Here is a 13,497-nt window from a genome sequence, read left to right as displayed (position 1 = left end):
CGTTATGTATTTTATTACTTCAATTTCTGTAAATTTCCTTGCTATGCATCTTTAAATCCCAGCCTATTTTTCGGTGAACCTAGCCAATATCGCAAAGCAACGGAAGTTTCCAATAATAGATTTTTGTGTAAATAACCCTCATAAGGAAACTCTCGATGTGATTCAATTCACATAACTCGTCATTTAATATTTAAGCCTTCCTTTGCTTTACCTCCATACATTCTGCTATTCACACTGCTTATAAGTTACCGTTTTATATATTATTTAGTTTTTTATACTGTGATTTGTCTGATCTATTAATGTTCTTTTTTGTCGCTCACTTGTAACTGTATTGTAAAATATTTCCTTTTATCCTTTTATCATCTATGTAAAATGTCGCTCAACCCACGAGGAACAGTGGGAACGCAATGTAAATCTAACATTACTAAGCACAACCAACTGGAGATGGACGATGAATAAATCGTTATCAGGAAAGATATTTGCGGGCCTATTTATAGGTCTGATTATAGGTACAGCAATACAGTACTTATTTAATGGCGTGACGTTGATGGATACCTACGTACTTGGCTTAGCGGAAGGCGCTGGCGGTATGTTCGTTTCACTGATTAAATTACTTGTAGTACCTCTTGTCTACGTATCGATTGTTTGCGGTATCGTTGAATTGAAAGACATCACTGCATTTGGTCGCTTAGGTGGTAAAACCTTTGCTCTATACATTATTAATACCATTATCGCGATTGCAGCAGCATTAACTGTTGGTATGATTTTCCAACCGGGTGCCGGTGCTAATTTAGCGGGTACTGTAGAAAAATCCGTTGAATTAACGACAACAGAAACCCCTGATATTTTCTCTCTAATTGTTAACATTGTACCAAGCAACCCAGTACAAGCTTTTGCAAATGGCGATATGCTACAAATCATCTTCATGGCTATTTTGACGGGCCTTGCGATTCAAGCGCTTGATAAGCGTGGCGGTCCTGCAATCAAAACATTCAAGATGGCAAACGAAATCATGATGAAGCTAGTGGGCTTGGTTATGAGCTTAGCGCCATTCGGTGTGTTTGCACTGATGATTCAACTAGGTGCGACATTAGATGGTAATACTTTAATGTCTGTGGCTGGTTATGTTGGCCTAGTTGTTGCGATGTTGGTTTTCTGGATTTTCTTCTTCTATCCAATGATGGTTGGCATTACAACTGGCATTAAACCGACTACTTTCCTTCGTCATACCCGTGAGCAGATTTTATTCTCACTATCAACAGCAAGCTCAAATGCAACCATTCCAGTAACCATGCGTACGCTGACAGATAAGATTGGCGTCTCTAAGTCAGTCGCTGGTTTTGGTGTGCCATTGGGTGCCACAATGAACATGTCTGGTGTCTCTATTTACATCGCACTGGCAACAATTTTCGTGGCGAATGCATTTGGTCAGCCAATTAATACAGCCGACTTATTTACGCTGGGCTTAACTATCTTGTTGCTATCAATTGGCGCTGGTGGTGTTCCGGGTGGCGGTATTGTGATGGTTGGTGTATTGCTTCACCAATTGGGTTTACCGCCAGAAGGTCTAGCAATTGTTGCTGCGGTTGACCGTATTAACGATATGTTCTGTACCAGCTCAAATGTTGTTGGTGATACGGCTGTAAACACGATTGTGGCAAAGAGTGAAAATGAAATTGGCGTACCAGCTGATGACGTTGAAGCGACACCTGTAACCGTTAGCTAAACAATATGCGGTAAAGAAACAAAGCTTAATAAGAAGCGCCTTTCGGCGCTTTTTTTCGTTTTATGATTTTTTACCTACTACAATTCTTTATATTATTAATTTTATTGATGGTAATGATCAGATTATATTCATCTTAATTAGAATCTTTCATTATTGAATTGTTTGCTATTTTTGCCATATTAACCGCATTATCCATGGTGTAGATACATCTATTGTTAGAAAAAACAGGAGCATACCCCACATTTATAGTAAACAAGTTGCAATGGGTTAATTGTGGCATATATCATTAATCGATATACCTGCATGGTACTGTCGGTTGTGCTCTATATTTAGGACGTTATATCACATGGTTATTGTTTATTATCTAAAGGCTTAATGATGAAAATAGGGGTTAATATGGGAGTAATGCCAGGAGCGCTAGTGGTCTTTGGTGGTAGTTCTCAATCATGGTTGCCCTCTTTAGAGCAAGCAGGCTGGGTATGCCATCGCTGTTATGACCTAAGAGCCGCTGAGTCTTTATTATTGGATATAGGTCCTTGTATTGGTGTTGTCGACCTGAGTAAAGATGACTTCAGCATCAATGGTATAGCGACGCTGGTTAACCGTAATAAACAAGTGCGTTGGTTAGCTGTTGTGCGAGAAGAGCAGCTTGCTTCAGACGCCATTTGCCAATTTATTGCTAGCTTCTGTATTGATTACTTCACTTCACCGACGCCTGCTGCTCAGTTACAAGAAACCATTGGTCATCAACTGGGAATGTTACAGTTAGAGCGCAAAGTATGGCCTGATTTAGGGCGATTTGGCCAACAAGGTTTGCAAGGAACCACTGAAGTCATGAAGAGGCTTCGCCATCAAGTACAACGTATTGCAGCAAATGATGTGTCTGTCTTTATTGAAGGTGAAATGGGCACAGGAAAAGAGTTGGTTGCTCGGGCAGTTCATCAAGCATCAACCCGTGCCAATAATGCATTTGTTCGGGTTAGCTGTGAAACGGTTACAGCAGACTGGTTCAGTGATAGTAACGATGAACAGCATTGTGATATGAATTCTTCCCCTTGTTGCTTTGCTTTAGCTGATAAAGGCATCTTATATCTCGATGAAATATCAGCGTTGTCAGATCAGAGACAACAAGAGCTCTTACAGTTTATTCAAGATGACACATTCACGACAGCTGCTGGTGAAAAGGTAACATCAGATATTAGGGTTATTGTTTCAACCAGCTACCCTGTAGAGCAGCTCGTCGCTGAGGGTAAATTAAGGCAAGACCTTCTATATCGTTTAAATGTTGTTACGCTTGTCGTGCCTGCATTGCGGGAGCGAGGCTGCGATATCAGCTTACTTGCAGAGTTTTTATTGCTGAAATTTGCCAGACAATATAACAGCGTTGCAAAGCACTTTTCTGATGAAGCCCAAAAAATGTTAATCACATACCCTTGGCCGGGGAATGTACGAGAATTAATTAGCCAAGTAAAACGTGCTGTACTGTTGGCTGAAGATAAAAGTATTGAAGCGGATCATCTTGATATACCGCGGCTAAATGACGATAAGCAAAGCTTAAAAACGATCAGAGAAGAATCGGAGCGTGGGGCACTGCTAACGGTATTAGAGAATAATAAAGGTCAAATTTCAGCTGCAGCCCGTGAACTAGGGGTTTCTCGTGCAACTATGTATAGATTGTTGAATAAACATGATTTAGTGCCTGCTCCACGGAATTTTCGTGATAACCCGTAATTGAATTTATCGATGCAAAAAAACGCTTATGTAGCGTTTTTTTATGAAGGCTAATTACGTGGTCATACTCGCGAGTATAAGTTGATAACATACTGGCGGTCATGAATTCAATGTGATTGAAAAATGGTCACTCATGCTGTTGGCTTATCGAAATTAAGATATTTTACAATATATTTATAATGTACAAAAAACAGTTATAGCATATAACATTGTTATGCATTCTAGCTGAAATATATGCTTGTTAAATAATTGTAAGTGGTTAAAATTAACACTCATTTCAACACTATAACGTCACTTCAGGAGGTACACATGAACACTATCACTATGATGAATTGTACGCGTCTTGCTGTTGATGCCACTAAGCAATTTTCAAAAAACTAACAGCATCCGCTGTGTCTATGGGCCGCGGGTATCTGTCGCGGTGAGCAGTTGTAAGCAAATTCTCGTCAGCATATCTGTATCCCTCCTTTAATCTCATTAAATGGAGAGCATTCTTATGCGCCAATCAGTTTATTTACACCTTGCGGTTCTACTTATTCGTCTAGATATTCATCGTGAGCACGAAGTATTTCGTCGTGAGCGCTGTCGTATTTTAGCTAATTTACCTCATCTATCTCAGCATGTATTAAAAGATATTGGTGTCGAGAGAGATGGTCGTATGAAGGTAGGCTTAAGTACTACTCCAGCAGAACGTAAAGTTTATAATCTTAGACGAAGGTTTAAATCTAGACTTATAACGTAATGTTAGCGCCTTATTCTACTTTCCTAAGAATAGGGCGCCGTAACTCAGCCTGCATGTATACATTGTTTGGCTTTATCGGAAGGGCAATGCGTGTTAATCGAATGACATGAGTTGTAACAGTTTACGTAGCTTTGCTACGAAAACTGTCTCGAGATCGAAAGGTTAATTCGATAAAGTTATCTGTATCAATATAGCCATGTATCTACGTATCACTATAGCTAGATACATGCTGGTTGAGCTAATGTTATTGGCCCCTGTTTTAAAAACCAGGGGCATTTTTTTGTCTAAGGGCAAGGGTTTGAATAAGTCACACCAACTAATTCAAGGTCTTTAAGTACATCATTACTCAGTGTTACATCTAGACTTGAAATATTGGATTCAAGCTGATCTAGGTTGGTGGCACCAATAATATTGGAAGCGACAAACGGACGCTGATTAATAAAAGCGAGTGCCATTTGTGCTGGGTCAAGACCATGTTTATTTGCGATATCAATATAAGCTTGTGTGGCTGCGATACCTTGTGGATTGAAGTAACGAGAGAATCGTTCGAACAGTGTACATCGCGCACCATCAGGGCGTGCTCCGTTCAAATATTTTCCGCTTAATGCACCAAAAGCTAAAGGTGAATAAGCCAGTAACTCAACCCCTTCATGATGGCTTATTTCTGATAGCCCAACTTCAAAACTACGATTTAATAAGTTGTACGGGTTTTGGATTGAAATAACACGAGGAAGGTTGTGCTTTTCTGCTAATTTCAGAAATGACATTACTCCCCATGGTGTTTCATTCGATAAGCCGATGTGACGAATTTTCCCTGCATTGACTAATTCCGCTAATGCTTCGAGTGTATCGGTGATCGTGACGCCTGTTGCATCTTCACTGTACGTGTAATTCAATTGACCAAAGCAGTTTGTTTCACGCTGTGGCCAGTGCAATTGGTACAAATCGATATAATCTGTTTGTAAGCGGTTTAAGCTGGTTTCTACCGCATCGTGGATATGACGACGATCAAGTGCCATATCATCACGAATATAAGGGAGCGAGCGAGGTCCTGCTACTTTCGTCGCTAAAATGACTTTATCGCGTTTCCCCGATTTCTTGAGCCAGTTACCAATGTAGGTTTCTGTGAGCCCCTGCGTTTCTTGCTTAGGGGGAACAGGGTACATTTCTGCGGTATCAATGAAATTCACACCACGCTCAAAAGCAAAATCGAGTTGGTCATGAGCTTCTGACTCTGTGTTTTGTTCACCAAAAGTCATTGTTCCTAAACAAATTTTACTGACTTCTAATGATGAATGGGGGATTTTATGGTATTCCATAAGCCTTCCTTGGACTGATGTGCTGTTACTTCAATATATCAAGGCAGTAAGATCTTGAGAAGTAAGTATTTGTTGTTTTGGGCAGATCCTAACTTGCCGACAGCCAAAACATGACACATAGTTATATTGACTGAAATATTACTCAGGCTTTAAAAACGAAGCTAAGGAATAGCGATGAAGCTATCTCAACTGAAACATTGGTTAAAGTCGAGCGAAGGTCAAATACCTAAATGTGTATTAACCAGTTACGCTGGGCAATCTGGTTATTTAATGGAAATAGAATACAAGCATCAATTGGTTCCACTAAAAGATGATCAAGATGAAATGCTTAATTTTCAATCAATTGAACACGTTAAAAGCTTATTACGCCCGCTAGGTATTACATCGATCGTATTGCGTGTTATTGATCCGTACGATGAGTTTTCACCCGACGGTCAGTTATCAACATGCCGTGAAGATATGATTATCTCGCTTTGATTATGTTGACGATATAGATCTGATAGCACAATGAATATTGGTTTGCTGCTGATGAATTAGAGAATGAAATGACGCGCTAAGATGGCAGCTGTGAAGTGGGTTTTTAAATAAAATCCACGAGGTAAGGTTTTGATTGGTTGACCATTTGCGCCATATGCTTCAGTTAATGCTCGGCTGTTAGCGGCTTTAGGGCGAAGTTGGAGTACCTCGCCATGCCGAGCAGTGATATGTTCCACTCGACCTAATACGATCATATCCATCAACTCTTCCCAATCTTGGCGAAGCTGTTGCTCTTCTTCGATCGATGGACTCCAAAGTAAGGGAGAGCCAACATGGCGATCGGCTAGCGGGATGTCGCGTTCACCTTCAACAGGAACCCATAATACTCGAGCCAATTTATGGCGAATATGACTATTTCCCCAACGTAAACCATGTAAGCCAATCAACGGAGCAACACATACAAATGTGGTTTCAAGTGGCTTTCCGCTGTATCCGATTGGGATGGTTTTTAGCTCAATCCCTAATTCAGGAAAATCAGGAATCGGCTTGCTGCCCGCCATTGCACCAAGATGCCACTCAAGTAATTGACCAATCCAACCTTTATCGCGCTTAAGATCGGGTGGTGTGATTATTCCAGCCTGTTCAGCAAGTTCTCCTAATGTCGATCCTGCTAGATCTTGGGCGCGTAATAACAGTTCTGATTCTGATTTAGGTGTTGGTTGCATAACATTTTAATAATGAGTTTTGATGAAAAATCGGATTAATAGCTAGGTTGTTGCCAAATACCAAAATATACGAATTGGTAAAGTGATGTAAGAATATACCCATGATACTTCAAGATGCAAAGTCAGCAAGGCAAATCGTGCCAAGATGCTAGGCATAAAATTGAAGTATAGTTATTCTACATAGAGATTTTATAACAACGCAGATTGGTGCGAGTTGCTTTGCGCCTGACAAAGCACCTTGAGGTAACATGGGTATACACTCATATAGTGAGTGAAAAGCATCTGCTGATTGAGAATAAGTGATTATTCTTAGGAAAATGTAGGATATTTACATGATCTTGTGAAATTAGTGACGAAACGGTAAAGCTATCAAATGATTACTTTCTATTAACCATTTGAATTTGTTTGTTTTTATTTTGCTTTTCATTATTGTCAGCGGTTTGTTTTAGTTACATTTTATCGAGTGAAAGATAAATGTAATGATCTTTCAGAAAGATATCCACAGGCAAATGGAGCAAATATTTTCATTTTATTGAGACTGTATAAGTAAACAGGTGTTTGTTGGTTATTTGGACGGTTTTTAATTATTTTTTTAGCTTGTATGCATTTATAGTGTGGATAAAGTTGGGATCGGTGGATCTTTAACCGATCTTGTTTTTTACGTTATAACGAACGCAGATTCAAAGTTTTTATTAATAATATAAACTATTTATCTTAATGATAAATAAGTGTTTATTTTTTGTTTTTTTGTCATTTCATTATATGTGCATTCGTTGGTTAAGTGATGAAACAAGCGTTTATTAACGCTTCTACACAAATCTATCCACAGAAAGAGTGAATAAATGTGGGGTAGGTCTCATTAGCCTGTTTATAAAGTGGTCACGGTCGAAAAGTTATCCATAAAGTGGGGGCTGAGTAGTAAAAAACGTTCATAAACGGGAATGTTTGTTTACCCTTCCCCTCGATCTGTGAAAAAATCACTGTTAATAGATATTTATACTTGAGGTCGTCCAGTGATAGATGGCGATGGATACCGCCCTAATGTAGGGATAGTTATCTGTAATAGCCATGGCCAAGTTTTCTGGGCTCGACGATATGGACAACATTCTTGGCAGTTTCCACAAGGTGGCATCGATGAGGGAGAAACGCCTGAACAAGCGATGTACCGGGAATTGTATGAGGAAGTGGGACTTACCAAGAAAGATGTCAGGATTTTAGCTTCTAGCCGTCATTGGCTACGGTATAAGTTACCGAAGCGTCTTGTAAGGTGGGATTCCAAACCTGTTTGTATCGGGCAAAAACAAAAGTGGTTTTTGCTCAGTCTGGAATGCGATGAGTCAAGGGTTAATATGCAGCGCGGTAGTACACCGGAATTTGATGGTTGGCGTTGGGTCAGTTATTGGTATCCGGTGAGACAAGTTGTTTCTTTTAAGCGCGATGTTTACCGTCGAGCGTTAAAAGAGTTTGCCGCAATAGCGATGCCGTTTAAAGAACGGAAAGAAAGAAAATTAAAACGTTACAAAAGCAAACGAGGGTAAATCGGAACCATCCTTAATGGTATAGCAGGTAAGGCTACTAACTATGCTGATACAGCTTAGAGAGATCGTTGAGAAAGTCGCAAGCGCTCAAAGCTTAATTGAAGCGCTTGATCAGCTTGTTATTAATACATGTAAAGCAATGAATACTGAGTGTTGCTCTGTGTATATTGCTGATGACGACAAGCAAGAATATACCTTGATGGCGACTCAGGGTTTAACGAAACCTCATCATCAAGTTGGCTTAGGCTTTAACGAGGGATTAGTGGGTTTAGTTGGCAGCAGAGCTGAGCCAATAAATGTCGCCGATGCAAGTACCCACCCACATTTCAAGCACCTTCCTGATATCGGAGAAGAGTCATTTGGCTCTTTCTTCGGTACACCGATTATTCATCAGCGTAAGGTTTTGGGCGTGTTGGTTATTCAGCAGCGTCAACGACGTGAATTTGATGAAAGCGAAGAATCTTTTATGGTCACATTGGCTGCACAGCTAGCGGTTGTTTTTGCACATGCAAAAGCCCAAGGTATGTGGCCAGATCAACATGATGGAATGCATTTAGTGGGGGCGCCAGCTTCGCCTGGTGTGGCTGTGGCGACAGCATGGTGGGATGACACCCAACCCTTGCTGGAGCATGTACTCCCTGCATCGTGTTTAGATCGTAATGAAGAACAAGAGCGATTAAGTATTGCCATTGACTTGGCGAGTACAGAGTTCCGCCGCTTAAGAAAACGGTTTGATAGTGAACTACAAAAAGAAACCTTAGCGATTTTTGATTTGTTTAATCACTTATTAAATGACCCTATGCTACGTAAAGATCTGTTTGCCAAGGTAGCAAGTGGCGATAAAGCCGAGTGGGCAATCCGGCAGGTAGTTGAAGCGTATTCATCGCGCTTTGCCAACATGAAAGATGAATACTTAAAAGAGCGAGCTCAAGATATTCGCGAGTTAGGTCAGCGATTATTATTTTTTCTCCACAATAAAGAATCAACCGAGTATCAATGGGATAATCCCGTCGTTCTATTAACGAGAGAATTAACGGCGGCAATGTTAGCAGCGATTCCGCCTGGTATGTTAGCTGGCGTCGTTGCACAGGAAGGCGCATCAAACTCACATGCCGCTATTTTATCTCGCGCCTTGGGCATTCCTGCAATTATGGGTGTCGACTTTATTCCAGAAAAGGTACATCAGTGTGAAGTGATCGTTGATGGCTATAGCGGCGACCTTCTTATTAACCCTAACGTACATGTATTGGCTGAATATCGACGTCTACTTGATGAAGAAAATGAGCTCACTAAGACCGTTGAGGGAGAGCTAGGCAAAGCGTCATACACGAAAGATAATGAGCGAATTTACATTCATTTGAATGCAGGCTTGAGTGCCGATACCAATATTGCCGTCAATCGAGGAGTGGATGGTGTTGGCTTATACCGAACGGAAGTCCCTTTTCTACTGCAACGAAGCTTCCCATCAGAAGAAGAACAAACATCGCAATATCATTCTATTTTAGCCACGTATCCTGATAAATCTGTCGTCATGCGTACACTGGATATTGGTGGTGATAAGCCGTTGCCTTATCTGACGATTGAAGAAGATAATCCTTTTTTGGGATGGCGAGGAATTCGCTTCACATTGGATCATCCTGAAATCTTTCTTATTCAAGTACGTGCCATGTTAAAAGCCAGTATTGGTTTGAATAACATGGATATATTGTTGCCGATGATTTCTGGGATTGCCGAGCTAGACGATGCGAAAGTGTTGATTGATCGTGCATTTGATGAAGTGTCTCTGCAAGCGAAAGAGCAAGGGTTTGAACTACAACGACCACGCATTGGTATCATGATTGAAGTGCCTTCTATTTTGTATCAATTACCGATATTGAAAGGGCGAGTCGACTTTATTTCAGTCGGCAGTAACGATCTAACACAATATTTATTAGCCGTTGATCGGAACAATGCACGGGTTGCGAATGTCTATGATGCATTACACCCTGCAGTTTTAAATGCGTTAAAGCATATTATTGATGCGGGAAAGCAAATGGATATTCCTGTTTGCTTATGTGGAGAACTGGCTGGTGACCCTGTGGGGGCATTGTTGCTGGTAGGAATGGGATACCGTTCATTGAGTATGAATACCCGCAATGTAGCGAAAATAAAGTACATATTACGTCATATAACAGTACCAGAAATGGAGTCGTTAGCGCAGTTTGCTTTAGGCTCAGTGTTATCTGTTGATGTACGAACGATGACAACAAAATTTGTTGAAGATCGTGGATTAGGTGGCTTTATCCGTGCGGGTAAATAATAAGCGTGCTAGGCATAAAAGAGGTTACTAGATGTTAGAAGGCACGTTATGGTTATTTGCCATGTGTTTGTTGTTGGGGTCTGTTGTTGGGCTGTTTGCGGGCTTATTAGGTATTGGTGGGGGATTGTTAGTTGTGCCTGCATTAGTTTGGTTATTGCCGCTTGCGGGTATAGACAACAGTTTAGTGATGCACATGGCACTGGCAACCTCATTAGCCAGTATTGTTTTGACGTCTGGCGCTTCAGCACGTAATCACCTTAAACTGGGTAATATTGATTTTTCAATCGTAAAATCAATGGCTCCGGGGATTGTGCTTGGTGGGTTAGGCGGAAGCGTTATTGCTGAAATGGTGCCGACCGAGTTATTACCCAAAATTTTTGCCACTATCGTTTTATTGTTAGCATTACAAATGTTGTTATCGATGCGAATGACAAGTCAACGCCCTATACCTAGCTCTATTGCTTGTGCTTGTAGTGGTGGGGTGATTGGGGTAATTTCAAGCCTTGCAGGTATTGGTGGTGGTTCGTTAACGGTACCGTACTTAAGCTGGCATGGTGTTGAGATGCGGCGAGCAATTGGCTGTGCATCATTATCTGGTGCAATTATTGCGGTTGCAGGTATGGTTGGTTTTATTTTTTCAGGCTTAAATGAAACAGCCTTACCACCGATGAGTATTGGTTATGTCTATCTACCAGCATTGATTGGTATTGTATCGACCTCTGTAATTACCACTCGTTACGGTGCAGCATTAGTCAGTCGTTTACCAACGATGACATTAAAGAAAATATTTGCCGTTTTTCTGTTATTTATTGGCAGTAAAATGTTTTTGGGATAAATGGAAAGAACGAGAAACACGCGTTTTAACCTGTCTTCCTATTTAGATTGTTACCCTTTTAAGAGATTATTTTAATGAGCCAAGGCTTTTTAACCTTTCCGACAATTGATCCAGTTTTAATTCAACTTGGTCCTCTGGCGATTCGCTGGTATGGCTTGATGTATTTAGTGGGTTTCCTTTTTGCTATGTGGTTAGCGAACCGCCGAGCAGACAAACCAAACAGTGGATGGACACGCGATCAAGTGAGTGACTTGTTATTCGCGGGCTTTCTAGGTGTCGTGCTAGGCGGTCGTATTGGTTACGTGTTGTTCTATAACTTTGGACTATTCCTCGATAATCCATTGTATTTATTCCAAGTATGGACTGGCGGCATGTCGTTCCATGGCGGTTTACTTGGTGTAATGACTGCGATGCTTTGGTATGGCCATCGTAATAAACGTACTTTCTTTTCTGTTGCCGACTTTATTGCACCGCTTGTACCATTTGGTTTAGGTATGGGGCGCATGGGTAACTTTATGAATGGCGAATTGTGGGGACGAGTAACCGACATGCCATGGGCAATGGTATTCCCTACTGGTGGTCCTTTTCCTCGTCACCCATCGCAACTCTATGAAGCGTTCCTTGAAGGGTTTGTGCTACTTATTATCTTGAATATCTTTATTCGTAAGCCACGCCCAGCCGGGGCAGTATCGGGCCTATTCCTGATTGGTTACGGTAGTTTCCGTTTTATTATTGAATACTTCCGTGAACCTGATGCTCAGTTAGGTTTGTTTGGTGATTGGATCAGTATGGGGCAAATATTGTCTTCTCCAATGATTATTTTTGGTGCATTACTGATGCTATGGGCTTACAAGGCACAGCCTAAAACGGCATAAACGACGCCCGTTTTAAAACATACAAACAGAGGCAGCATCTTACGGTGCTGTCTTTTTTTTGATTTCATTCCCTGTCGCGAGTTATGGGTAACTGGTAAACTTCTTACCATCGAACACAAGAGCACGTGTGAATGAAGCGGGCTAATAGCGAGTAAAACGATGAAACAGTATTTAGAACTCTGTCAGCGTATTGTTGACGACGGCGTTTGGATTGAAAATAAACGAACCAATAAGCGGTGCCTTACCGTTGTTAATGCCGATTTAACGTTTGATGTGGCTAATAATCAGTTTCCGCTTATAACCACTCGTAAAAGCTTCTGGAAATCTGCTATTGCTGAGTTACTTGGTTACATCCGTGGTTATGATAATGCCGCTGATTTTCGTGCCTTGGGAACAAAAACGTGGGACATGAATGCGAATGACAATTTGGCTTGGCTGAATAATCCGCACCGTAAAGGTGAAGATGATATGGGGCGGGTGTACGGCGTTCAAGGCCGTAGCTGGCAGAAATCAGATGGTAGTACCATCGATCAGTTGCGAAAAATTGTCGATAACCTGTCTGAAGGTATTGATGACCGTGGTGAAATCCTGACTTTTTATAATCCAGGTGAGTTTGATATGGGGTGTTTACGTCCTTGTATGCACACACACACGTTTTCATTGCTTGGTGATACATTGTATCTAACAAGCTACCAGCGTTCATGTGACGTGCCTCTAGGGCTCAATTTTAACCAAGTTCAGGTTTATACACTGCTGGCACTAATGGCTCAGATTACAGGTAAGAAGCCAGGACTGGCTTATCACAAGATTATCAATGCACATATCTATGAAGATCAGTTGTCTTTGCTACGTGATGTGCAATTAACGCGTACCCCTTTTGCTTCACCTAAACTCATCATTAACCCAAAAATTAAAAGTCTTGAAGACTTGGAAACTTGGGTAACAATGGATGATTTTGAAGTGCTTGGCTACGAGCATCATGAAGCGATAAAATACCCATTTTCGGTGTAAAAGTGTAGGCGTATTCTTCACGATAAATTGTGATGTAAAGATCATAAAAAAGCCCCGCATTGATAATCAATGCGGGGCTTTTTTATGTTGGTTGTCCCGTCCTGAAATGTGTTTACACATTTAGGACTTATTATGACTACATCAATCACCCCCTCCGTTAAACGTACTCAACGCGATTATACTTTGGGCTTTAAATTGCAGGTTGTAGCCGCCGTTGAA

The 13,497-nt window shown here is 41.0% G+C and carries 11 protein-coding genes; 9 read left to right on the top strand and 2 right to left on the bottom strand.

Features of this window, described 5'->3' with window-relative positions; genetic code table 11:
- Positions 1-451: 451 nt before the first annotated feature.
- The 3 genes from C9J12_RS19700 to C9J12_RS19690 all read left to right on the top strand — a co-directional run bounded on the left by C9J12_RS19700 (position 452) and on the right by C9J12_RS19690 (position 4,199).
- Positions 452-1,726: a dicarboxylate/amino acid:cation symporter gene (locus tag C9J12_RS19700; protein WP_107244263.1), complete on the top strand. Its 1,275-nt coding sequence runs from the start codon at positions 452-454 to the stop codon at positions 1,724-1,726.
- A gap of 378 nt (positions 1,727-2,104) precedes the next feature.
- On the top strand, positions 2,105-3,457 hold the full coding sequence (locus tag C9J12_RS19695; protein WP_170111828.1) for a VpsR-related response regulator: 1,353 nt from the start codon (positions 2,105-2,107) through the stop codon (positions 3,455-3,457).
- A gap of 496 nt (positions 3,458-3,953) precedes the next feature.
- Positions 3,954-4,199 carry a hypothetical protein gene (locus C9J12_RS19690; protein WP_107244262.1) on the top strand — a complete coding sequence of 82 codons (246 nt, stop codon included), beginning with the start codon at positions 3,954-3,956 and terminating at the stop codon, positions 4,197-4,199.
- Between the two features lie 284 nt (positions 4,200-4,483).
- Here the strand turns inward: C9J12_RS19690 and C9J12_RS19685 are convergent, their stop codons facing one another.
- Positions 4,484-5,518, bottom strand: a complete 1,035-nt coding sequence (locus tag C9J12_RS19685) for an NADP(H)-dependent aldo-keto reductase (RefSeq protein WP_011217348.1) — start codon at positions 5,516-5,518, stop codon at positions 4,484-4,486.
- 174 nt (positions 5,519-5,692) lie between these two features.
- Here C9J12_RS19685 and C9J12_RS19680 point away from each other — a divergent pair, with 174 nt between their 5' ends.
- The gene (locus C9J12_RS19680; protein ID WP_107244261.1) at positions 5,693-5,995 is read left to right on the top strand and encodes a DUF6482 family protein; all 303 of its coding nucleotides are present in this window, start codon (positions 5,693-5,695) and stop codon (positions 5,993-5,995) included.
- Between the two features lie 56 nt (positions 5,996-6,051).
- Here C9J12_RS19680 and mutH read toward each other — a convergent pair whose 3' ends face one another.
- Positions 6,052-6,720: a DNA mismatch repair endonuclease MutH gene (gene mutH, locus C9J12_RS19675; protein WP_107244260.1), complete on the bottom strand. Its 669-nt coding sequence runs from the start codon at positions 6,718-6,720 to the stop codon at positions 6,052-6,054.
- Positions 6,721-7,733: 1,013 nt separating this feature from the next.
- Between mutH and rppH the strand changes: the two genes are divergently transcribed.
- The 5 genes from rppH (at position 7,734) to C9J12_RS19650 (ending at position 13,278) form a co-directional block, all read left to right on the top strand.
- On the top strand, positions 7,734-8,258 hold the full coding sequence (gene rppH / locus C9J12_RS19670) for an RNA pyrophosphohydrolase (RefSeq protein ID WP_011217351.1): 525 nt from the start codon (positions 7,734-7,736) through the stop codon (positions 8,256-8,258).
- Between the two features lie 43 nt (positions 8,259-8,301).
- A complete protein-coding gene (gene ptsP / locus C9J12_RS19665; protein WP_107244259.1) occupies positions 8,302-10,557 on the top strand; it encodes a phosphoenolpyruvate--protein phosphotransferase in 2,256 nt (751 codons plus the stop codon).
- A 31-nt stretch (positions 10,558-10,588) separates the two neighbouring features.
- Entirely contained in the window at positions 10,589-11,392 is an 804-nt protein-coding gene (locus tag C9J12_RS19660; RefSeq protein ID WP_107244258.1) for a sulfite exporter TauE/SafE family protein, read from the top strand.
- Positions 11,393-11,466: 74 nt separating this feature from the next.
- The gene (gene lgt / locus C9J12_RS19655; RefSeq protein WP_011217354.1) at positions 11,467-12,267 is read left to right on the top strand and encodes a prolipoprotein diacylglyceryl transferase; all 801 of its coding nucleotides are present in this window, start codon (positions 11,467-11,469) and stop codon (positions 12,265-12,267) included.
- 159 nt (positions 12,268-12,426) lie between these two features.
- Entirely contained in the window at positions 12,427-13,278 is an 852-nt protein-coding gene (locus tag C9J12_RS19650; RefSeq protein WP_107244257.1) for a thymidylate synthase, read from the top strand.
- Positions 13,279-13,497: the final 219 nt, after the last annotated feature.

This window comes from Photobacterium frigidiphilum, from assembly GCF_003025615.1.
Classification (GTDB): Bacteria; Pseudomonadota; Gammaproteobacteria; order Enterobacterales; family Vibrionaceae; genus Photobacterium; species Photobacterium frigidiphilum.
This window is presented reverse-complemented; position numbering and strand designations above follow the sequence as displayed.